General features: G+C 55.3%; 20 protein-coding genes. 10 read left to right on the top strand and 10 right to left on the bottom strand.

Going from position 1 to position 21309, the window contains the following annotated elements; genetic code table 11:
- The first annotated feature begins 308 nt into the window (after positions 1-308).
- From WA354_RS07730 to WA354_RS07720, 3 genes are all read left to right on the top strand, one after another.
- Positions 309-914 (top strand): hypothetical protein, encoded by a 606-nt coding sequence (locus WA354_RS07730; protein WP_472812421.1) that lies wholly within the window; start codon positions 309-311, stop codon positions 912-914.
- 662 nt (positions 915-1576) lie between these two features.
- Entirely contained in the window at positions 1577-2086 is a 510-nt protein-coding gene (locus tag WA354_RS07725) for a hypothetical protein (protein WP_472812420.1), read from the top strand.
- Positions 2087-2308: 222 nt separating this feature from the next.
- Positions 2309-2536 carry a hypothetical protein gene (locus tag WA354_RS07720; protein WP_472812419.1) on the top strand — a complete coding sequence of 76 codons (228 nt, stop codon included), beginning with the start codon at positions 2309-2311 and terminating at the stop codon, positions 2534-2536.
- Between the two features lie 144 nt (positions 2537-2680).
- Here WA354_RS07720 and WA354_RS07715 read toward each other — a convergent pair whose 3' ends face one another.
- The 5 genes from WA354_RS07715 to WA354_RS07695 form a co-directional block, all read right to left on the bottom strand.
- Complete coding sequence (locus WA354_RS07715) at positions 2681-4063, bottom strand: sigma-54-dependent transcriptional regulator (RefSeq protein WP_472812418.1); 1383 nt, start codon at positions 4061-4063, stop codon at positions 2681-2683.
- Entirely contained in the window at positions 4060-4470 is a 411-nt protein-coding gene (locus WA354_RS07710; protein ID WP_472812417.1) for a response regulator, read from the bottom strand. Before WA354_RS07710 ends, WA354_RS07715 begins: the two co-directional genes overlap by 4 nt.
- 145 nt (positions 4471-4615) lie before the next feature.
- A complete protein-coding gene (locus tag WA354_RS07705; RefSeq protein WP_472812416.1) occupies positions 4616-5251 on the bottom strand; it encodes a response regulator transcription factor in 636 nt (211 codons plus the stop codon).
- On the bottom strand, positions 5229-7580 hold the full coding sequence (locus tag WA354_RS07700) for a PAS domain-containing protein (protein WP_472812415.1): 2352 nt from the start codon (positions 7578-7580) through the stop codon (positions 5229-5231). The genes WA354_RS07705 and WA354_RS07700 overlap by 23 nt, the downstream gene beginning before the upstream one ends.
- Positions 7581-7767: 187 nt before the next feature.
- The gene (locus WA354_RS07695; RefSeq protein ID WP_472812414.1) at positions 7768-8463 is read right to left on the bottom strand and encodes an RNA polymerase sigma factor; all 696 of its coding nucleotides are present in this window, start codon (positions 8461-8463) and stop codon (positions 7768-7770) included.
- Between the two features lie 1247 nt (positions 8464-9710).
- On the opposite strand from WA354_RS07695, the gene WA354_RS07690 reads away from it, so the two are divergent.
- The 7 genes from WA354_RS07690 to WA354_RS07660 all read left to right on the top strand — a co-directional run bounded on the left by WA354_RS07690 (position 9711) and on the right by WA354_RS07660 (position 15496).
- Complete coding sequence (locus WA354_RS07690; protein ID WP_472812413.1) at positions 9711-10280, top strand: hypothetical protein; 570 nt, start codon at positions 9711-9713, stop codon at positions 10278-10280.
- A 46-nt stretch (positions 10281-10326) separates the two neighbouring features.
- Positions 10327-10830: a hypothetical protein gene (locus WA354_RS07685; protein ID WP_472812412.1), complete on the top strand. Its 504-nt coding sequence runs from the start codon at positions 10327-10329 to the stop codon at positions 10828-10830.
- A 149-nt stretch (positions 10831-10979) separates the two neighbouring features.
- Positions 10980-11960 (top strand): carboxypeptidase-like regulatory domain-containing protein, encoded by a 981-nt coding sequence (locus WA354_RS07680; RefSeq protein WP_472812411.1) that lies wholly within the window; start codon positions 10980-10982, stop codon positions 11958-11960.
- Between the two features lie 98 nt (positions 11961-12058).
- The gene (locus WA354_RS07675) at positions 12059-12817 is read left to right on the top strand and encodes a Crp/Fnr family transcriptional regulator (protein WP_472812410.1); all 759 of its coding nucleotides are present in this window, start codon (positions 12059-12061) and stop codon (positions 12815-12817) included.
- A gap of 49 nt (positions 12818-12866) precedes the next feature.
- Positions 12867-13688, top strand: a complete 822-nt coding sequence (locus WA354_RS07670) for a LolA family protein (protein ID WP_472812409.1) — start codon at positions 12867-12869, stop codon at positions 13686-13688.
- A gap of 137 nt (positions 13689-13825) precedes the next feature.
- Complete coding sequence (locus WA354_RS07665; protein WP_472812408.1) at positions 13826-14710, top strand: universal stress protein; 885 nt, start codon at positions 13826-13828, stop codon at positions 14708-14710.
- Positions 14711-15151: 441 nt separating this feature from the next.
- A complete protein-coding gene (locus WA354_RS07660; RefSeq protein ID WP_472812407.1) occupies positions 15152-15496 on the top strand; it encodes a hypothetical protein in 345 nt (114 codons plus the stop codon).
- 124 nt (positions 15497-15620) lie between these two features.
- Here WA354_RS07660 and WA354_RS07655 read toward each other — a convergent pair whose 3' ends face one another.
- The 5 genes from WA354_RS07655 to WA354_RS07635 all read right to left on the bottom strand — a co-directional run.
- Positions 15621-16217 carry an RNA polymerase sigma factor gene (locus tag WA354_RS07655; RefSeq protein ID WP_472812441.1) on the bottom strand — a complete coding sequence of 199 codons (597 nt, stop codon included), beginning with the start codon at positions 16215-16217 and terminating at the stop codon, positions 15621-15623.
- Between the two features lie 56 nt (positions 16218-16273).
- Positions 16274-17032, bottom strand: a complete 759-nt coding sequence (locus WA354_RS07650) for an endonuclease/exonuclease/phosphatase family protein (protein WP_472812440.1) — start codon at positions 17030-17032, stop codon at positions 16274-16276.
- Positions 17033-17146: 114 nt separating this feature from the next.
- Positions 17147-19585, bottom strand: coding sequence for a lysylphosphatidylglycerol synthase domain-containing protein (locus WA354_RS07645; RefSeq protein ID WP_472812406.1), 2439 nt, complete (start codon positions 19583-19585; stop codon positions 17147-17149).
- Positions 19578-21071, bottom strand: coding sequence for an NTP transferase domain-containing protein (locus WA354_RS07640; protein WP_472812405.1), 1494 nt, complete (start codon positions 21069-21071; stop codon positions 19578-19580). Before WA354_RS07640 ends, WA354_RS07645 begins: the two co-directional genes overlap by 8 nt.
- A gap of 2 nt (positions 21072-21073) precedes the next feature.
- Positions 21074-21309 (bottom strand): hypothetical protein (locus tag WA354_RS07635; protein ID WP_472812404.1); only part of this gene is annotated, 236 nt, incomplete at its 5' end.

Here is a 21309-nt window from a genome sequence, read left to right as displayed (position 1 = left end):
TACTCTGGTTAATTCCGGAGATATGCCAAGACCGACCGTATAAGGAGCAACCTCCGCTCCGGTATCACACTTCTGCCACCGCCGCTATTGTGGCAGTGCCACGATCGCGGCAATAGGACGCAAGCCCATCTGCTGAAAACGAAGGAGATAGGTGGATCGAAATCTGGCACCTTCCTTGCAAGACACATGATTGAGAACTGTCCGAAAGCTGGCCGCCGCGCGGCGAACTTCAAAAGAGACCACATGGATAAACGAAACCGCATTCAAACCCGACGAGCGCACGCCGGCGCAGGTTGCGAGGAAGAGAAATGAGCAGAACCCTGGTATCCAACGATCGATGGAAACTGTACCCAGCGAGCGAATATGCAACCGCGAATGACTTCCAGAAGCTGTTCGCCTCCGAGATGGTTGAACTCTTTCGTTTGGCATTTTTCCTCACGGCCGACGCGGAGAAAGCCGAGCATTGCGTCACTCTCGCAATGCAGGAGTGCATGGCGACTGGCGACGTACTCAAAAGTTGGCTGCCACTGTGGCCCCGGAATGCGCTCATCCGTAATGGCGTCAAAATCGTGACAGGCAAGCCGGTCTGTTCTCCGGGCAACATCCCGCCCCAAAAACCGCTCCCCACGATCCATAAATCGCATCGGAGCTCCATCGCCGCATCCGATGATTCGCTCGGGATTCTGCAGTTTAGCGATTTCGACCGACTCGTCCATGTCATTTGCATTCTGGAGCACTACCCGACGCGTGACTGCGCGGTACTTCTCGCCAGCTCGCGGCAAGAAGTCCGTGACGCGCAGAATCGGGCCCTCGGGCTGACTGCCGCATTCGAGCGCGAATTCCGCCGCCTTTTCAGTGAGGCATCGCCCAGGTCCTTGCTCGAAATCGACAGAATTGGAGTGAACACACCTTGAAAACGCTTATGCAGACATCCGTGATTCCGCTCGTCCATGCTGTGCTTTGCCTGGACTGCAATTGTGTAACTGACGCAAACCGGGAGTGCCCGGTGTGTTCATCAAGGGCACTGATGAATCTGAGCTCAGTGCTGGACCGTCCAAAGATGTTCGGCCACTCCCTAAAGCGGGCGGCTGCCTGACATGTACAGATCTCTGCAACTGTCTCGCTCGATTCGCATCGATTCCTGGGAGACGAAACGAAAGTAGCTGTGAAGCATTCCACCATGCCCGACACTGAGAAGCGAATGAGACCAAATATCAAACTGATTGTGTTAGTTTCCCTGGTTGCCTTCATATGCGGAGCCGTCCCTTATGTAAAAGCCCAGTCATCATCCAGCGTTGAAAACAATATCCGCGCAACAAAGCCCTCGTCAATTCCTGTTTGCGAGAACGGCGATGCAAACGCGCAGGTTAAAGCAGCCCTGCGACTCGTCTGTGCACAGAGTGTTTCTGACAAAGCGCCGGCATCCGCGCAAGGGCTGATCGTTATTGGATTCCTTGGAGGGTTCGCGAAGAATGACACGAAACACCCCGAGGTATGGTTTGGCGCCTACCTTCGAGAGCTTTACTCGCCGGCGGCTCAAGTCTCAGTTTTCCCGAATCACCAGCGGCGGAGAGCAGTGGCCGAGGTTCTGCGGCTAATTGATACGGATCAGAATGGTACCCTGACGGCTGCCGAAACGAGGCAAGCAAAGATCATCGTGTATGGGCATAGCTGGGGAGCATCGGAAGCTGTAGCGTTCGCCAAGGAACTGGAACGGCTTAAAATTCCCGTGCTGCTCACAATTCAAATTGATATCGTGCCCAAACCCGGCCGACAGCCGACCCTCATACCTTCGAATGTTGAAGCGGCAGTCAATTTTTTCCAATCAGAAGGGGAAGGGCTACTGCACGGACGATCGGAGGTGGTCGCCGAAGATCCGACACGGACACAGATCATCGGGAATCTTCACATGACTTATGAAGGTCAGCACGTCGATTGTCGAAACTACCCTTGGTTCGCGCGCACATTTAACAAGCCTCATCATGAGATCGAGAACGACGCCCGCGTGTGGAAGCAAATTGCAGCTATCATCGATTCGCGCCTTTCCTCGCGGAGGAGCCCAATGGATCAGGCGGCAATGCATTGACGGCGGAATGAATTGCGTGACCAACGCCGACCACGAGACCCGACATGTTCATCAAGCGCGCGGACGAATTTGAGCAGGGTGGCCCATCCTAGGAACTATGTTCTGCTGCTTGGATGAGGACGCTGAATATGCTGGGTCGGATATTGGCGGAGTCGATGACTCGAAGAAGTGTGTCAGAGTACTCCAACCGGCAATTGAACTGGCACAAGAGATCAGCCGGACTTGAAAGTGATCATCGTTCTCAAGCCAATCCGGGCCTACTTCTCGTTCGCGATGTCTTCGGTATTCGCCGACATCTGGCGGCAGGCACAGCCGCTGAAGAGTGATGCGCTTCAGAACCAGGCGAGGCACCAAATGGGGAGAGCCGGGATATTTGCGAATGTCGAGTTGGTCAGCGGCAATGAAGTACAACGATCCTTAAATACGCGAAAGAATACCGGGCTGATTTAGTTGTCATGGGGATGAGAAACCACAAGATCGGGTCCGATCATACCAATCAGGATGTCGCTGAGCGTTCATCCAGCGCTTTTCTGGGTGTGCCATAGCGGCATCTCGGATAAATCCCTGGATGGTGCGCTTTCTTCGCCCGGCCCGCTAATTCCGCACGTCAGCCTTTTCGCGGTCGTAATCGGAGCGCGAGATGTTGAGCCGGCTCATTTTTCTTTGCAATGTGGTGCGCTTCAGGCCGAGACGTTCTGCCGCGCCACCACGACCCGCGATTCGTCCGCGGCAGGCCTGTAGTGCATTGATGATCGCCAGCCTCTCCGCTTCGTGGAATGTCGAGGCATGCACGTTGAACACGGGCGCCGATCGCACCAGTTCATCCAACGGCACTAGAAGCTGATCGCCTCGTGTAAGGATGACGCAGCGTTCGATAAAGTTCTCAAGTTCTCTGATGTTTCCTGGCCAAGACGCGTTCGTCAGCGCATCCATGGAGCGCGCCGGAATTGACCCGATTCTCTTCTCCATCAGGCGCGCGAAGCGTGCAACGAAGTAGTGGACGAGCAACGGTATGTCTTCGCGGCGCTCGCGTAGCGGCGGAACTTCGATCGGGAAAACGTTCAGGCGATAGAAGAGGTCTTCACGGAACTTGCCTTCGCGGATCATCGACCCAAGATCGCGATGGGTGGCGGCGATCAGGCGTACGTCTACGCGAGTGGTCTTCGTGCTGCCAAGGCGTTCAAACTCGTGTTCCTGCAATGCGCGAAGGAGCTTTGGCTGCAATTCCAGGCTGATATCGCCAATCTCATCGAGAAACAGCGTGCCTCGATCGGCGAGTTCGAAGCGTCCGCGCTTTTGGATCAACGCGCCGGTAAACGCTCCTTTCTCGTGTCCGAAAAGTTCACTCTCGACCAACCCGGCAGGAATGGCAGCGCAATTCAGCCGCACCAGGTTGCGATCCCTTCGAGGGCTGAAGCCATGCAGCGCGCGTGCGACGAGTTCCTTGCCGGTGCCGGTCTCGCCGTGCAGAAGAACCGTCGAATCGGTCGGCGCAACGATGGCGACCTGTTCCAGAACTTTGCGCAGCGCGTTGCTTTTGCCGACCATGTCTTCGAAGTTGTACTCGGACGGTATCTCCGATTCGAGGTGCAGACGTGCATCTTCATAGTACGTGGCACTCTGCTGGATTGCGTTCAAAAGCTCTTCATCGTCGAATGGCTTGGTCAGAAAATTTACGGCGCCCGCTTTGACCGCGCGGACTGTCATGGGGATGTCGCCCTGGCCGGTGAGGAAGATGATCGGCACGTGGACAGCGGCTTTCGCCAGCTGCTGTTGGACATCGAACCCACTCACTCCTGGGAGATTCACGTCGAGCACTAGGCAGCTCTGCGTTTTGGGCGGCGGTGCGGCAAGGAATTCCTCTCCTGACGCGAAGGTCTTCGCCCTCAGTCCGGCGGAGCGAAGCAAGCCAGCGACTCCTTCTCGGGCGGACGCATCGTCATCCACTACGTAAACTAAAGTTCCTGTGTCACTCATAGGTCCTCGTTGGTTTCGCCATTTTGCATTAGCTGTTTCGGTGGCCACTTTAGTGCTGCCTGGACGGCGTCGAACAACTCGTCCTCACTGAATGGCTTGGTTAAACATGCTACCGTCCAGTCAGAGCAGGTTTGCGATCTGGTGAGGTCGTCGTATCCATGTGCCGTGATGAAAATAGCCGGCACTTTACAACTGCGAGCCACCAGTTGACGGTGGAGGTCGATGCCGCTCATACCCGGCAGGCGAACGTCCAAAATGAGACAGTCCGCCTTACGGGGATGGGCCACGTTCAAGAACTCCTCCGCTGAGGCGAACACACTCACCTCCAGGCCTGCGGACCTGAACAGGCTTTCGAGCGATTCACGCACTGAGATATCATCGTCAACCACTGCTGCAAGAGGTGCCATTGATGTTTCCAACTAAATGGATATTACAGCCGACACAGAAAATATCTATTACACCTTGGCACTAGATTGACGCGTTTCCGCTCGTCGGCAACAAACTCTCTTCGTGACTCAGACAGCATTTGCAATTGCGATTCTGTGTTCGGGCTTACCGCTTATGCGAGCGGACTCCAAGGCGCTCCGCCATCCGCACCAGCTCCGCCAACGAGTCGGCGCGCATCTTGCGCATCACCTGCCCGCGGTGAATCTTGACTGTGAATTCGGTTATGTTCAGCTCTGCCGCTACTTGCTTGTTCAGCAGGCCGGAGATCACCTGCTGCATCACTTCCCGCTCACGCGCCGTTAGCGAGTCATGCCGACTCTGCAGATCATGCATTTCGGCATGCTGGTCCCGGGCACGACGGTCGCGGTCAATAGCCTCTTGAATTGCCCGCAGCAGGTCCTGTTCATCAACCGGCTTAGTCAGAAACTCAATGGCGCCGGCTTTCATTGCCTGCACCGAAGCTGGGATGTCGCCATGGCCCGTCAGGAAGACGATGGGGATCTCCAGGTCGACCACGGCCATTCGTTTCTGCAGGTCGAGGCCGCTCAGGCCGGGGAGTTGCAAGTCCAGGATCAAGCAACTTGTCGCCTCGGGCCGGGTGCGGGCCAGAAATTCCTGCGCGGAGGTAAAGGTCTCGGCTCTCCACCCTGCGGACCGGACAAGACTGTGCAGACCCTCGCGAACCGAAGGGTCATCGTCCACTATCGCAATCACTGGTCTAGACTCGCGCGGGTTCTGCATTTGCCTCTTCCTGTTCCTTCGGAAGGGTGAAGTGGAGCGTTGTGCCTACGCCATGGTTGGCCGTAGCCCACAGCCGCCCGTTGTGAGCCTGAAGAATAGAACGACAGATCGACAGGCCCATACCCATACCGGCAGGCTTGGTGGTGAAAAACGCCTCAAAGATCCTGCCGCTCGCGTCCGGATCGAGACCTGTTCCAGAGTCTTCGACCGTGACCTCCACCTGGTCCGGATCAGTGTTCCGGATGGTGATCACAAGCTCTCGAGCCCGCTCAGTTACGGTGTTCATCGCTTCGATGCCGTTCATAACCAGATTAAGCACCACCTGCTGCAACTGCACGCGATCGCCGAGAACAGGAAAAACATGATTTCCAAAACACGTTCGGATGATCACGCTCTTTTTCTTCGCTTCATCGCCTACCAGCGGGAGAATTTCCAGAATGGCTTCATTGAGGTCGAGCTTTTCTCTAGGCGTCGCAGTCCTCTTGGTCAGCGCTCGAATGCGGCCAATGATTTCAGCGGCTCGTTTCCCATCGCGGACGATGCGGCGGGCGGTCTCCCGGGCCTCGCCGATGTTCGGCGTCTCTCCGGCCAGCCAACGAAGGCAAGCGCTGCCGTTGCTCACCACGCCAGAAAGCGGCTGGTTGACTTCATGCGCGATCGAGGCGGTCAGTTCTCCCATGATGCTCACTCGGTTGATGTGCGCGAGATCGTTTTCTAGCCGGTGTAAACGCGCGCGCTCTTCCTCAGCGCGTTTGCGTCCCGTGATATCGACCGTCGTGCCGATCACTTCAACGAGTTCCTCATTGGTACTCAAAACTGGATGTCCTATGGCGTGGATCCATTTGACTGCGCCATCCGGCAAGACGATTCTGTATTCCACTTCGGAATCGACTCTCTGATCGATAATCCGAGAGAAGGCCTGGAGGAGCTTATCGAGGTCTTCCGGGTGTACTCGCTCCAGCGGCTGTACCCGCGTAGGCAAGCCCTGCTGCGGGTCGAGTCCAAAGATCCGGTAGTGTTCCTCAGACCAGTACAGCGCCTGGAGAGAGCCGGCGCCGGCCCAACTGCCGGTGTGGGTCAGCCTCTGTGCTTCGGTCAGGTAGGCTTCACTACGGCGCAGAGCCTGCTCCGTGCGCTTGCGTTCGGTGATGTCGACCGTCGTACCCACGATTTCAACTAGATCCCCATTCGCATTCAGTACGGGATGTCCTATGCTATGAGCGTATTTAAGTGTTCCATCCGGAAGTACGATTCTGTATTCGGCTTCGGAATCTGTTTTCTGATGGATGACCCTCTCGAAAGCCTGGAGCACTTTGTCCCGGTCGTCTGGATGGATTCGCTCCAGGGGTTGGTCGCGCGTGGGTAAGCCCTGCCGCGGGTCGAGTCCAAAGATCCGGTAGTGTTCCTCAGACCAGTACACGGGCCGCACGGTGCCATCGTCGACCCAACTGCCGGTACGGGTCAGCCTTTCCGCTTCGGCTAGGTAACCTTCGCTCCGGCGGAGAGCCTCTTCGGCCTGCTTACGCTCGGTGATGTCGTTGTTGGTCTCCATGATTGCGAGCGGTGCACCGTGCTTGTCGCGCTGCAAAGACCAGCGGCTTGCCACCACGACTTTGCTTCCGTCCTTCCTCGTGTGCAGGATCTCTCCTTTCCATTGACCCGTTCGAGCCACTTCCGCTTTGATCTTTTCTACCGGCGCGGGAAGCACCGTCTTGAGCAGGTCGTCCACATTTTTGCCCTGCACCTGGTCCGCGGTCCAGCCGTACCGCTCTTCAGCGCCGCGGTTCCAGTACTTGATCTCTCCGTTCATATCTATGACGAAAATAGAATCATGCGTAAGATTGAGGAGATTCGCTTGCTCCTGCAGGACCCCCTCGGCGTGGCGCCGAATTGTGGCGAACCATGATATGAGCGAGGCGAACGCAACAAATTCAACGAAATATATGATCTGAGACGGATAGATGTAGGGAGTGCGGACCGGCTCCACGACATACCAGTAGAAGCTGATTGTCGATAGGACGACCGCCACGACCCCAGGCCCGGTCCGGCTGTACCAGGAAGTTATGGCGACTGCAAACAGCAGCAAAGGAACCGCCGCGTCCCGGAAATGCGGGGACTCCAGGAGCAACGCCGAACCGACTGCGATGGCAACGGAAAGAAACGCAAGCCCATAACTTTGGAGAGCGGCGAAGCGCAGTGACGATTGCTGTTCGCCTCGAGAGTCATACGCCCGGTTACGTGAAAGGTCATCTTCCGAACTCCACGTCGGCGATTCGCTGTCACCAGGAGCAAGTCTCTGAGAATAAGAGCTGTCACTCTTGTCGTTCATGGCAAGCTCCCTTGACGGGCTTAGCTGGGAATCCATGTAGGGCTAAACGGATCGATGTTTAGGGTTGGCGGACAATACTTGATTCCCGAACCCCAACTCCAACTAACGCGAGCACCGTTAAGAAACAGTCGACCCTTCATCGTTGCGACTCCTTTTGGCTCCAGGTTGACAGTTCAAACTCGCGGGCTCAGTGACACGCGTCGGCGAACGAAATCCTCTGTCTTTCCAATTTCGACCGAATTTTCAGTCGTGCACGCAGCAAACGTGATTTGGCAGTGCCCAGCTTGATTCCCAATTTCTCGGCGGTTTCTTGAAGTGGTTGTTCTGTACCGTGGAATTGCTGAACCAGGTCGCGGTAACGCGGCGAAAGCCGATTAACGGCAACCGACATGCGTTCAATTGCCTGTCGCTTTACACATATTTGTTCCGGATTGGGTGAGAGATCCGGGAATTCCCATGTCAGCGATTCCTGGCCTTGATCGGCTCGCTGGTCATAAGAAATCTCGGAGCGCGATCTTCTCTTGCGCATCAACATCAAGGCGGAATTGATCGCGATTCGGGTCAACCAAACCGAAAATCTACATGTGCCTCGAAAGCACTTAAGGTGCACAAAGGCGTTGTAAATTGAGTCCTGAAGCACATCCTCGGCATCCTCGCGATTTCTGAGCATCCGGAAGATTCTCTTTTGTATTGAAGCTGCATGTCTGCGGCACAGTTCCGCGAATGCGCGCCCGTCGGAGCTTCTCGCCGCCGCGAGCAATTCGTCATCAGACGCCTGAGAGTATTCGACGATCGCACCACTGTTCGCGCTTGAGTCAAGTAAGTGTGACCGCCAAATGGGCGCTGAGCTTTTCATTTCTTTGCCTGCTGGAAGGAATGTCATTCCGGAATGTCCTCACTTTGGCGCAGTCTGTTTCTCGCGGGCAGCGAGATCTGCCGGGCGCTCGTGGTTCAGGTACGCCCGCCAGAATTGGTCTGCCGTCGGATATGGCTCTCGAGGTTCAATAGGCTGGTTCATTGTAGAGAATCCTTTCTATCGGTATTACTTTTGCTCAGTGGTCATTGCGAGCCTTGCAGTTTTCGAAAATGCGCGTCAGAGAATTTAGTTCCCGCTTGTCAATGAGTTCGTCAGTCCTACATGACTGCAATTCAGCTGCCAGATGAACTCCTTGTGTCTCAGCAACATCGGCAACAAATATCGCAGCGTGCATGACGCCATCTCGGCAGCTGACGTAATCACGGCAGAATGCGGCACCGAAGCACATGAACGACAGTGGCCTGATTATTCAACATCGGTTCAGCCGTAGGTGAGCGTGTCCAAACGCTGGTCTCGTGCCCTACTCGGCAAAGAAGGGGCTGTGAAGATATTCACTCGGGGCTGTCCAGAGAGTCCGGGAGCCGGAGCTTCGCGGTCAACAACGTGTGGCCGGATCCGATCGACACGAATTTGAATCCCGTCTTGGGCGATATCGAAGAAGTCCGCTACAGCGCTCGACCGCTATGGGCGCGTTGACGAGATTGCCGCAATGGTAGCTCTCGTTGCGGGTCCTGAATCCTCATACATCATGGGAGCGAACCGTACGAGATGGGCTCTTCAATCTCATCAAGGCCATGCAGAGAGAATCCGCTGAAACATTGGAATGCGGTTAATCGCGTCGATTGCAGACTGAAGTGATCGATCTGTTTGTTAATCGCCAATTCTATTGAAGTGTTGTTGACACAGCTCCTCTCTTCGCTGCGGTGCGACTCTCATCACGACCTTGCCGCTATTGCGGCAGGTGCCGCCATGGCGTTCGACATTATCTTGTTCGAGCTGTTTGTGGCGAGCAACTCCCTTATGAAGTTGAACGACTTACGTTCTTTGCGCGGATGGCCACATGCGTGCAACTCATCAAGACGAGTTGAAACATCTTCCTGAGGCAAGGACCAATGCAATGAAGAGACCTGATCTCAACCATCCAATCAAATGCGTTGTGATGATCAACGTCTCGCATTCCGCAGACGCGATCTTGCGCAAGAGCGAAGTCAGTCGCGTGGGGGTTGTCGGCTCATCACATCACACGGAGTTCTCTCCGACCCACATGATCCATTGCTCTAAATGCTCGGTGATTCTCTAGAGGGAAGGAATTTATGGAGACCAATTCTACTGTAACGATGCACCCCACTTCGTCTGTGTCAATCTGTCAGACGCCACTCAGACAGGTCGAGATGAAGCAACTGCTCTGGCTCGCAGAGGCCATTGTCGGTGACGCCCTGATCGCGGAGAGTTGCGTCGCAGCCGCAATGTTGCGTGCCGACAGCTCAGCATACGTGGCTCCGAATTGGCGTGACCTTTGGATCCGGCGATGCGTGGTTCGCGACGCAGTAGAGAGAAATAGCGCGGAGATCAAGCGACTCGCCGCGAACTATATTCGTGATGCCATCTGTAAGCGACTTCCCAACTCGGGGGCATGGGATACACAAGCCATCGGATCTCTCACTGCCATCAAGATCAACGAGAGTCTGAACCTATTCGAACGCGCTGCACTCATCCTGCATGCGTATTTGGGCTTCTCAACCCACGACTGCGCGTTACTAGTCGATTGTCACTGGTCGCTGATTGAGCCCGCATGTTCGAACGCAATATCGCGCCTATTCCGAGAGCGCATCGACACACGTGAGAATGCAGCAGAACTCGGAACATCATCGGTAGTTGCATGATCAGTACCTTACACCAAGCGGTTAAAAGGCCGTAGAGGAGATAGTTATGCTCAACTTACTCAAACTTATTCACGTCTTCCTGGGTCTCAATGCGCTCGGCGCAGGTGCAGCCGTTTGCACGAGGATGGTCATGGGCCGCCCCTTTGCGATGTGGGTCAAGCATTTCCTGCGATTCAGTCTCGTTGGCGCCTCGGTCGGACTGCTTGTGTCCATCGGTCACACCAGCCTGACTCAGTTGTTTACAATGCTCGCTGTTTACGCATCCGCCTTCGCCGTATTCTCTTTGCGCAAATACAGCGCCTCAGACAGTTGGGGGCCAGCCGTGGTCCTGAGCACAATGTCCGTTCTCTGTCTCGATACGGTGATTATGATCGCGCATATTTTCAAGTTTCTGGCAGCCTGCAACGTGCTGGGTTTGGAGCGGCCTGACATCCCATTGGCCGTTTCCATGGTCACTGTCGTCCTTCTGTTTGCATTGTTAAGCGCGAACGCCCTGAAGAAAATCCATCAGCACTCAAGCAATTCTTTGATGCACAAGGCGGCCAGATGAAATTTTCCCTACATTGTTCAGTCCTTGCGGCCGCCGCCATTGTTGCAGCCGTGATTGCTTCATCCTCCGGGCTTGACGCGCAGCAGTTGGTGTCCTCCCCCTCCCTGTCAGATGCGCCCAGATCGCACTCGCTCAACTCTGGAGGGCCGATGGTAAGCAGTGACACCAGCACCACGGCGGAGGGTTCAAGGAGGATTGCCTCGATTCCAGATCCCGCGAACATCAGTGGTACCGTCACCGACATGAACGGAGATTTGGTCCCTGGCGCCACCGTGATACTCGACGGCCCGCAATCCGAGGATCATCGCGAAGTTGTCGCGAACGATACCGCAGCATTTACCTTCGACAACCTCGCGCCGGGTGCTCTCTATCGCATCATCGTTAGGGCCAAGGGCTTTGTAGATTGGAGATCGTCGCCCATCACCCTTGCTCCTGGACAGTACGATTTTCTTACCGATGTTCGAATCAAAATCGAAGGAGAGGACTCTTCCGTAACCGTCTACGCTTCGAATGATCAGGTAGCGGCCGAACAGGTTCGATTGCAATTGCAGCAGCGGGTCCTTGGGATCGTCCCAAACTTCTATGCCGTGTATGACGCAAGGAATGCTGTACCGCTCACGACCAAACTGAAATTCAAGCTCGCGTTGAGAGTCTCCGTCGATCCCGTCACGATCGCTGGCGTGGCCGCGATGGCTGGGATCAATCAGGCTGCCAATCGGCCTGATTTCCAGCAGGGGGCCAAAGGCTACGGCCAGCGCTTCGGAACAGAAGCGGCGCAGGGCGCGAGCGGCATTCTGATAGGGGGCGCCATTCTACCCTCCCTGCTGCATCAGGACCCACGGTATTTCTACCAGGGTACGGGCAGCACGAGCTCACGGTTGAGACATGCGATGCTCAGCCCATTCATCTGCAGAGGAGATAACGGCCGTCTACAACCCAACTATTCGAGCCTCGGTGGGGACCTGGCATCCAGCGCGTTGGCGAATACCTACTATCCACAGTCGAATCGTGGTGTGGGCCTGGTATTTGGCACATTCGCGATCGGTACAGCCGAGCGTATGTTCACCGGTATCGCGCAGGAATTCATCTTGCCCAGGTTCACTTCTCATTCGCGCAGAAACACCAGGTGATCAAAGATTCACGCTGACAATATGACGAGCATAGCAATACAGAGCAGGAGAAAGTGACGTCGCCTACAATCATGGCGCAAGAAAGGAAGATCTAAGCAATGGCAAGCAATGCGGCGCAAGTGACATTCAACAGCGGATGGAGCGTACCCACTCCGCATCTTGTATCGAGCAACCGCGAATTCCTGTCGTGGGCAAAAGATACTTCCCTGGGGACGCTGCCGGTAGAGGCATTACGGAATCTCGAATCGATCATGTCCATTGTGGACTATCCTGCCGGTGGCATTTTGTTCATGGAACAGGAGCCCCTATTTCAAGTATTCCTCGTCCTTGACGGAGACGTGAGACTGTCGCTGCAAAACATCGGTGGGAGGAACCTAACCTTACGAATTGCAAAGCGCGGCGCCGTACTTGGAATGCACTCCGCATTATTTGGAAGCCTCTCCGAGTGGTCGGCAGATACCCTCTATCCGTCCAGGATCGCCTTGATCACACGTGGCGACTTTCTCCGTTTTGCGCAGCGGTATCCAGAGGTAAATCGCCTTGCGACTGTCGAGCTCATGACAATTCTCAGGTGCGCATGTGCAACGCTGCATATCGTGGGACTGTCGTCTTGCGTTCGTGAAAGATTGGCGTCGCAATTATTAGTGTGGGGAGAGCGAGGCAAGAAAACTGGGGACCAAACACAGTTTTGCATGGCTCTGACCCATGCTCAGATCGCGGAGTTTATTGGCGCAACGCGTGAAACTGTCACGCGTGCGCTGACGGTCTTCAAAGAACGCGGATTAGTGGAGATCCGAGGTTGCACGCTCAAGATCCCCAGTACGACAGCCCTCAGGAAGTACGCGGAACGCGTTTAATCAACCCCGTCTTGCGCGCCGTTCAACGATCGGAAACTGGAATATGACTATGATTCGAAATCGCGGTAAATCGTCTAGGATCGGTGTGGCGCACCTGAACGATCGAGTTTGGATGAGCCGAACTCCAATTCTCATTTGGGCAGCTTTGGCGATCATGGTGTTCGCCCGTACCGCTTCTTCTCAAGGGTTGGGTACGGTCGAGACGTCGATGCCTGCCCCGACGACTGCACAAATCATTGAACAGATGCAACGGCATGATCAGCGTCAGGCGACATCGCTGCAAAGCTATGAGGGACAGCGTCATTATTCGGTTACTTATCGAGGATTTACGCGGACGATAACTGCAAATATGGATGTGGAGATGACTTATGACGCCTCTTCGGGAAAGAGTTTCCGCATCATCTCACAAAAGGGCTCGCGCATGCTTTGCGACAAGGTCCTAAAACGGGCCGTCGACAGCGAAAGAGAAGCATCCTTGGACAAGTCTTCGACCGCGCTCAACTCCGTGAACTACAAGTTTCTGCTTATTGGAATGGATCGGGTGGACGACCGTCCGGCATACGTACTCACCGTTGAGCCCATCTCACCAAGCAAATTCCTCTATAAGGGACAAATATGGGTCGATGCTACTGAGTTCGCGGTGGCAAAGATGGAGGTTCAACCCGCCAAGAACCCCTCTTTCTGGATTTCACGTACGCTAATCCACCATACAAACAGGATCACGAATGGTTTCTGGCTGCCCGAGCAGAATCAAAGCGAGACCAAGGTCCGCGTCGGTGGAACCGCAACGATGTGCATCGACTATCAGTCATATCGAATCGCAGCAAAAGCTGACTCCTCGACCACTCCTCCAGCAGCGGGAACCCGATAACGGGGAGAAGAACCGGATTCCGCTGTCGACGATCGGATTCCTTGCACATTGCCAATCTGCAAGTGAACTGAACACCAGAGGCCTGGAGAGCTCTGCCGACAGAGTCTGTTTTGAGGGCGATACCTGGCCGGAAAGGAATGCCGAATTTGATAGTTCATCCATCGCCTGATGTCGTCGTGCGCAACATCGCGATTGCCACTGATTTCTCGTCCTGGTCTGATCGCGCAACGCGGCACGCCCTGCTCGTCGCCCGCCAGTTCGGAGCTGTCGTTCATTTTCTGCATGCAGTCCGGCGTTCCGAATTCGCGCTGGTCCCGAATATGATGGTCGACCTTGGCGCGCTTGCACAGCGCGATTCCGATGACCAACTAGCTCGCCTTCGGGCGGTTCATGAGCTCGATGGCATCGGGCTTCGGTGCTGGAATATGAACGGCGAAATCCCAGATGTCTTTGGAGATTTCACTCAGGATCATTGCATCGATTTGCTGGTGCTTGGAACTCACGGGCGGAGCGGCGTCTCCAAGCTCCTTTTTGGCTCCATTGCACAGGAGATCAGCCATCATGTCACCTGTCCAATTCTTACCGTGGGTCCCTTGTCCCGCAGCGCAGGCAGACCGCTTCTTCTCAAGCGGGTGCTCTTCGCTACCGATCTCTCCACAGAGTCTAGAGCCGCTATCCCCTACGTTCTAGCTGCAGCAAGAACATGGAATGCCGAAATCGACGTTTTGCATGTCTGCTCGTCAGAGAACTCTGATTGCCAGCGCATGATGGAGGAGTTTGGCCGCGCCATAGAAGATACCGCAAAGCCGGAAGGGTTGATCCACTACCACCTGATTCCTGGAGAGCCTTCGCGTGCTGTTCTCGAATTCGCGAGACAGAATAGAGAAGATCTGATTGTGTTGGGACTAGACCGGCATCGCTCTCTGTACGGTGGCCCCTCTCTTTCTCATGCCCATGAAATCGTCTCAGAGGCGACCTGCCCAGTGCTCAGCGTCTGCTCCACTGCACACCGCCGAAAGTAGCCGCGGACCAGAAACCTAAGCCATTCTCGCTCCTCCTTTGCCGTCGGCGGGCGGGCAGCCACAATGGCGGCAGATGACGGGATTGCGGCGCATATCTAGACCTTGTGTCCGTGCGGGCATCTCCATCTCCTTCGCCTTAAAGTGGATAGCTTGCCTTCCTGTTTGGACAGCCACGTGCAACCGAGATGGCATGGACCGATCGGACACAAAGATGTTGACTCGAGCGCTAACTAACTACGCGATCCCAGACGCGCTGGTGCCTGACTTCTTGAGAACCCCTTATGAACTCACTCCGTCCATGCCGGGATTCGGATTAGGGGTTCTTCGATGAAAGTTCACCAGCTATGAGGGCAGATTCGGTGAGCTTCGAGCAAGGAACTCGCTATCAATTATCCACCTTCAACCGCGGACAACGTCCGCATCTTCAAAACAGGAGAGCATATGAAAAGGTTACTTGCATCATTCTTGGCGTTTGCTACTTTGACCACCCCGTTACTTGCCGCTAAAAAGTCGACAGTAACTATCACGGAGAATGTTACCGTCGGCTTGACGCAGATCAGGGCGGGTGAATACAAGCTTTCATACGAAGGCGAGGGTCCGACTGTAAAAGTCACATTGACCAGAGACGGGGGAGCGCCCGTCGTTCTTGACGCAAAGCTCGTAGTTACTGGGCATGGCCAGGCTGCCGTCACCTACTCTACGGAGAACGGCGTTCGTACTCTTCAGGAAATCGATCTGAGCAAAGTCACCCTCGTCTTCGAAACGCCGCAGGGGGCGAATCAGTAGTCGCTCGGTCCTTCGTGGCATGTGCGGCCAAAGGCCGGGGCGCTCTCGCAACTCTGCTCCAAGTTGTTGTGGCGAGCGCTTCGGCTGATTGCGTCTAGCGAATAGATGCGAATCTAGCGGATAGCTATTTCGAAGCGTGTGACTGAATGTCCGGTTCTCGTCTGCGAGCGCCCCTTCGCACCAATTCCCTTTTGTCGAGTGAATCAGCCAGGCTCCGTCGCGCACGGTACAGGTGCGATTTGGTTGCCCCGGGCGTTAATCCGAGTAGTCGTGCAGCTTCCCGGGTCGGTTGCTCGTCAAAGACACATGCCTGCATTACAAGCTGGTGTATCTCGCGTTGCCGGGATATTCCCTTCCTTAGAACCTGTAGTAGTTCGAGTCGAATGACTTCCTGCTCAGGATTGCGGGCAGTATCGGGAAAATCCCAACCCTCCACTCTTTTTTGTCCGTTACGGTCGTCGACCGAGAGCCACCGCGCCAGTTTTGTCCTTCGCTTCAGCGAGAGCGCCGCGTTATTGACGATAGCGATGAGCCAGGTACCTATGCGAGACTCCTTCCGAAATCGCCTGATATTCACGATGGCGCGCAGCATCGCGTCCTGTACCAGGTCTTCGGCATCTTCCTGGTTCTCTGTAAACCGGCGGGCGGCACGAAACATCGCCCTTCTGTGTCGTGCGAGGAGCTCATCTATGGCCCCGGACTCCCCGGCTTGGGCCGCCATGACTAGCTCTTGCTCACTCGATCCCTGGACCTCCTCGCAGTAAGGCTCGTTCAAGCTCAACAATGACCTCCTTCCCTGCAAATCTCCAAACTGAGCGGGTAATGATCGGAGGTACAGATCGAATCGTGAATTTCAGGGTCAGACGAGCGGAGTGTCTTGTCCGTCAAGATCCAATCGATCGCGGTGCACACTGCATTCCCGCGATCCCGTACAGTCTTCTTTCCCGCCAATCGATCAAACGGGCTGTCAAGTTGCATGTCAGCAATGAGAGAAGCTGCCGGACCACGTGAAATGTTGAAGTTCAAGTCGCCTGCGACAATCAGATGCGCCTTTCCGGAATTACTCTCCGCTTCGCTGAGAGTCTCAGAAAGTTGGCTATACCGCAGTTCGTCGTTGCCCCGGCTCTCTAGGTGTGCGTTGTAGACATCCATGGTCCGGCCCTGAATAGAAATCTCGCAAATGAGTGCCATTCTTGCCCCCAGCCGTCTCTGGAAAGTCTGCAATCGAGGAATGAACCATCGCGGCTGCCAAAACCTCGATTGCCGCCGAAACCGGAGAATACGAGGATTCGAGAGCGGGAATCGAGATAACGTCGTCTGCCCATGAAAGGCGGGGCAGCCGCGCTTTCCTTGTCCCAACTCCTCAAACTCGCGTCCGAAAACGTAGTTCATCTTGAGGGCCCTAGCGATCTCTCGCGGCACGTTGATATAGCGCGTTCGACGCGCATGCACATCTGTCTCCTGCAACAGGATTAGGTCTGCCGACGCTGCCGCCAGAAACTCGATAATCTCAGTTAAGTGAAGCCCACGATTCACGTTCCAGCTAACCAGCCGGATCGTTCCAGGCCATTCATGCGGAAGCGGCTCCTTTGAAAATGAACCTATCTCCAATTCATCCTTCCCTTGTCACTTACATCAGCCAACGGCAGTTCACGCCTTCACGATCACAGGCTTTCGGTCCGCTGCAGAGGATCCGAGCCCTTCCCCGGCGAACTTGCCTCTTTCAGAAAAGGCGATAAGTGAACTCAGTGAAACAATCCAGGCCACATTCGCGCCGAATGCGGTCATGTAAACCAGCGCGTCCATCCGGTTCAGCGCTGCCACGACCAGCAGAAAATATGGCAGGAAGCATCGCCGCACAATGAATTCTGTTTGCCGACCCATTCTCAGCAGTAGACCCGCCGACTGGCTCTCTGCATGCTTCTGCCACACCTGAAGATACTGCTCAGGCCGATTGCCCGATAGCCGTTTTCGTCCGATCGAAGCCGAGATGAAGGTTAACAAGGCTCCCGCGAAGATCGCGATACTCAATCCGATGATTCTGGGGTCGCCCGAATTGCGCGCAACTCCGACGACGATCCCGGCGAATGTGACGACGTAGTAGGTGTAGTCGCAAATCGTATCCAACCAGCAGCCGAAATCAGATGCTTGCAGCTTCAGCCGGGCAACCTCTCCATCGCACCCGTCCAGAATGCTCCCCCACACTCCCAGTACCGCACCGGCAAGACAGTTCCAGTAACCTCCCAAGGCGAAGAACCCGGCGGCCACGATGCTCAGAGCAAGTGTGAATAGGCTAACCATGTTTGGAGTGATTGGGAACTTGATCAGCTGCCTGCTGATCGGAATCGACACGCGGCGATTCATTCGAGCGAATATCCCGTCGGTCGGCTTTACAAGCCATAGATCCAACTTGCACTCCGCAGCTTGGAGATCCTGCGGGTTGGTAATTGCCTGCCATGATCCTTCATCCACCTCTATACAAGGATCAGAGCCTGATGCCGCCGCGACTTCCATATGCTCAGCAATCCAATTGTGGAGATCCATTTCGTTGACGATCTTCCTTTCGCGCTCTCGAGCGAGCCTCTCGGCCATCTCGCGGCCGAGAGCCATAAGCCCGATTGGCTTGGCCGAGCTGACAAACTCTATGGCTCCCGCTTCTCCATTCCACTCGTGCAGCTTTCTGAAAAGAATGGGGCGATAACTGACGTTCCCTCTGACGAGCTCGACTCTGTCGACTCTCACATCGGCAAGGCACAGAATCTCTGACAGCGTGGTGCCCGCAGCAACCTCGAGCCATTCAGTGCCTACCGGCAAGCGTCCACTAGCGAGAAGTTGCCTGCCAATCTCTGGACCGGAGTCCGAGTTCAACACCACAATGGTTCGGATGGTGTCTTTGCTCTGAACACCAAGGATCGCGCGTAAAAGAATCGGGAGAGTCGCCACTCCGCCCAAAACGGGTTCGAACTGTCCATATTGAGCAGAATCATGGGCGAGGATAAATGCGGCTTTGCACTCGTTAACTGACCGACACGAATCGTTGCCCGGCGCCGTGGTCGTGTTTACATCAACTTTAGACGTGCTCTGAGGACTGGCAGATCTCCGCTTCTTCGAAAACCAGAACAGACAAATGCCACCCACGATCGCCCAGAAGACCGCCCGAAGCCGTCGGCAAAATGCGAGTAAAAGTCCCTGCGTAGCCGTCATCCGCACAAGGCGACCGATGACCATGATTCCGCCCTCGTACGTGCCCACATTGCCGGGATTGACTGATCCTGCGACATTGATCAGCTTCGTTAATGATTCGAGAATCAGTGCGCCGAGCAGCGTCGCGGGGGCACCCAGCATCCTGACGATCAGCAGGACCTCGATAATTGCCAGGGAATGACAGAAGAGGTTGAGGATCAGGCTGCACCAGAACGCGCGCGGCGCTTCGTGGTAGAACGCTGCAATCCGCTGCTCCACTGCGTTAAGAGTTGCTTCCTTGCTGTGTACCCATTTCCGGCACCCCGGAATGCGAGCCGCTGCACGGGCGGGTCCGGAAAGCACAGGCCACCTTCTCTGCATTGCAATTGCGCCGGCAACCAACAACAACACCAATCCAACCACGAGGGCTGCGGCGTAATAATGGACAGCATGGGATACAGACACAGCCAGAAGAAGCCCGACGACCCCGGTGATCGTGACTAGCGCACCCGCAAGGATGAAGAGAGTGCGATCCAGTGCCACCGAGCTTATGGCACCAGCGACGGAGATTCCTGGACCCAATAATGATATGCGGGCGGCCTCTCCTCCAAGCATTCCGAGAAAGCCGAATTGGCCGATCGCCTCGGAGATCAGACGCAACCCAAGCATTCGCGCAAACGAGACTCTGCGCGCTTCAGCCGCTAGAGTGAGTCGCCAAGCCCAAGTCTTAATAACGTGCGAGAGCCCTCCTAGCGCGATAACGAGTAGCATTCCCCAGCCGATTGTCTTGGCATTTACCGTCAGAGCGCTTAGCTTCACAGTGGACAAGAGGTAGGCCAGCAAGCCCACTCCCAAGATAGGCGCGACGCGAAGCAGAGCCGTCTTTGCACGCGAGCGATCAGACATAAGTGGCCCCTGCGATCCCAGAGGAATTCCGAATAAGCGGGGAGACGATGTGCTGCGCGTAATCAAGCGCTGCCGGCGTGTCGACATCCTGCCATTGCGCCTCACCGATATCGAACCCTTTGAAGGTCCCGTTCTGCGCCATCAGCCGCAGTCCATCCGATAAAGAGCAGTTGCCGTTCGTCGCAGCCAATTCAAGCCAGCCAAAAAGGGTCGGACTGCAATGAAACATTCCGGTGTCCAGGGCGTTATAGTTCCGAAGCGATTTGCCGATCTCTTGAATTCGATCCTCCTCCAGTCTGACCTTGGTTGCATCGTCGAGATCGAACACCCGGCAGATATTTGTATCGATACCCAGGATCACCTCTTCGCTGCCCAGAGGTTGCCGAAGGAGCGACCTCGCCGTTTCCGGCTCAAAGAGATGATCCGCCATGAGCAGCAGAAAGTTCTCGTGAATGACTCTCTTGGCGCACAGAACTGAAATGCCGTTGTCCTTCTTGTAGTTAGGATTGGCAATCCAGGTCACCTCGACCCCCTCGATGGGATGGCTTTCATACCACTGCTTGATTGCATGTCCGCGGTAACCAATCACGACCACGAATCTCTCGATTCCGGCCTGCCGGGCACCAGTTATCACATGCTCGAGCAGCGGCTTTCCATTCATGCTTACGAGTGGCTTTGGCAACTCTCCGGCCCGAGCTGCGATGCGGGTTCCATTTCCCGCCGCGAGAATCAGAGCGAGCTTAGTGTCTGTCATTTTTTGCCTCCATTGATGAGAGATTTGGGGGCCATTCGATGCGCCCGAGACCGGCTTGTAATCGAAATAGCGTATGTTTACATCAGTCGCACCGAACATGCGTGCATCAGTTACGCTCGTCGTCATTGCTGGGAACCAGTAATCCCCATCTTTCCGGTATTGCTGGACGAAACGCACCTGGCGCGTCCAGAACGACGGATTTTTTGCCGGCTCCCTTTCAACACGAGCAAGGGCATAGTCTTCCGCATCCACCCAGATCCGGCCACGAAAGAGGGACTTGTCTTGTCGTTTGGGTGTTACTTCGATGACGTAAGCGGTTCGTCCGCTAAGGAAACCCGCTTCGATCGATCGAAATGTGTAGTTGTCTGAAGTGATGCGGGACTTGGTACGAGTGTCCGGATGCGAACTATCCGATTCCGCCGCGAGCATCTCTCGAAGGACACGCTTGTTGGCTGATTTCCATCCATCCTCTGACAACACTTCAAAATGCTTGATCCCTTCCGGATCGCATTTCACTCGGGCAAGCATCTGTGCCCGCTTTTGGAATGTATGGTTTTCCAGGATGTATTCCCGGTTGCCAATGTACCCGCCGCTTGCTGACTCGCGAACCCCATCCCGAGCCAGCATTGTGGCGACTACTTCGTCGGCAGTCTTGATCTGCTGGCCGCACAGGGGCTGCATGGATCCAGCTGCGCACATCAACGTGGAAAGAACAATTGGGTGAAGTCTCATACTCAAAACTCGAAGGTGAATTTGCCGCGATATTCTCTCCACGCGTCGTTATAGAAAGAGCCGTAACTGGAGCTATCGAGATCATTCTGAACATCGCGTGGATTGTCGTGATTGAATGCGTTGGAAACGGAGCCGCCGGCGCGCACTCTAAAGTTGTGATCCCCAACGTGCATCGTGAAGGGCCTCGTAATCTGCAGGTCCGCAGATGAGAATCTCGGAAAGCGCTTCGAACTGCGCG

The organism is Occallatibacter sp. (genome assembly GCF_049802275.1).
GTDB lineage: Bacteria > Acidobacteriota > Terriglobia > Terriglobales > Acidobacteriaceae > Telmatobacter.
This window is presented reverse-complemented; position numbering and strand designations above follow the sequence as displayed.

Bases quoted from the DNA above. Each gene is read 5' to 3' on its own strand.
- WA354_RS07645 (WP_472812406.1), bottom strand. From the start codon at position 19,585: ATGTCTGATCGCTCGCGTGCAAAGACGGCTCTGCTTCGCGTCGCGCCT.
- WA354_RS07715 (WP_472812418.1), bottom strand. From the start codon at position 4,063: ATGAGTGACACAGGAACTTTAGTTTACGTAGTGGATGACGATGCGTCC.
- WA354_RS07665 (WP_472812408.1), top strand. From the start codon at position 13,826: ATGCCGAATTTGATAGTTCATCCATCGCCTGATGTCGTCGTGCGCAAC.
- WA354_RS07680 (WP_472812411.1), top strand. From the start codon at position 10,980: ATGGTAAGCAGTGACACCAGCACCACGGCGGAGGGTTCAAGGAGGATT.
- WA354_RS07685 (WP_472812412.1), top strand. From the start codon at position 10,327: ATGCTCAACTTACTCAAACTTATTCACGTCTTCCTGGGTCTCAATGCG.
- WA354_RS07690 (WP_472812413.1), top strand. From the start codon at position 9,711: ATGGAGACCAATTCTACTGTAACGATGCACCCCACTTCGTCTGTGTCA.
- WA354_RS07670 (WP_472812409.1), top strand. From the start codon at position 12,867: ATGATTCGAAATCGCGGTAAATCGTCTAGGATCGGTGTGGCGCACCTG.
- WA354_RS07700 (WP_472812415.1), bottom strand. From the start codon at position 7,580: ATGAACGACAAGAGTGACAGCTCTTATTCTCAGAGACTTGCTCCTGGT.
- WA354_RS07710 (WP_472812417.1), bottom strand. From the start codon at position 4,470: ATGGCACCTCTTGCAGCAGTGGTTGACGATGATATCTCAGTGCGTGAA.
- WA354_RS07640 (WP_472812405.1), bottom strand. From the start codon at position 21,071: ATGAGACTTCACCCAATTGTTCTTTCCACGTTGATGTGCGCAGCTGGA.
- WA354_RS07655 (WP_472812441.1), bottom strand. From the start codon at position 16,217: ATGGCGGCCCAAGCCGGGGAGTCCGGGGCCATAGATGAGCTCCTCGCA.
- WA354_RS07705 (WP_472812416.1), bottom strand. From the start codon at position 5,251: ATGCAGAACCCGCGCGAGTCTAGACCAGTGATTGCGATAGTGGACGAT.
- WA354_RS07695 (WP_472812414.1), bottom strand. From the start codon at position 8,463: ATGACATTCCTTCCAGCAGGCAAAGAAATGAAAAGCTCAGCGCCCATT.
- WA354_RS07660 (WP_472812407.1), top strand. From the start codon at position 15,152: ATGAAAAGGTTACTTGCATCATTCTTGGCGTTTGCTACTTTGACCACC.
- WA354_RS07730 (WP_472812421.1), top strand. From the start codon at position 309: ATGAGCAGAACCCTGGTATCCAACGATCGATGGAAACTGTACCCAGCG.
- WA354_RS07675 (WP_472812410.1), top strand. From the start codon at position 12,059: ATGGCAAGCAATGCGGCGCAAGTGACATTCAACAGCGGATGGAGCGTA.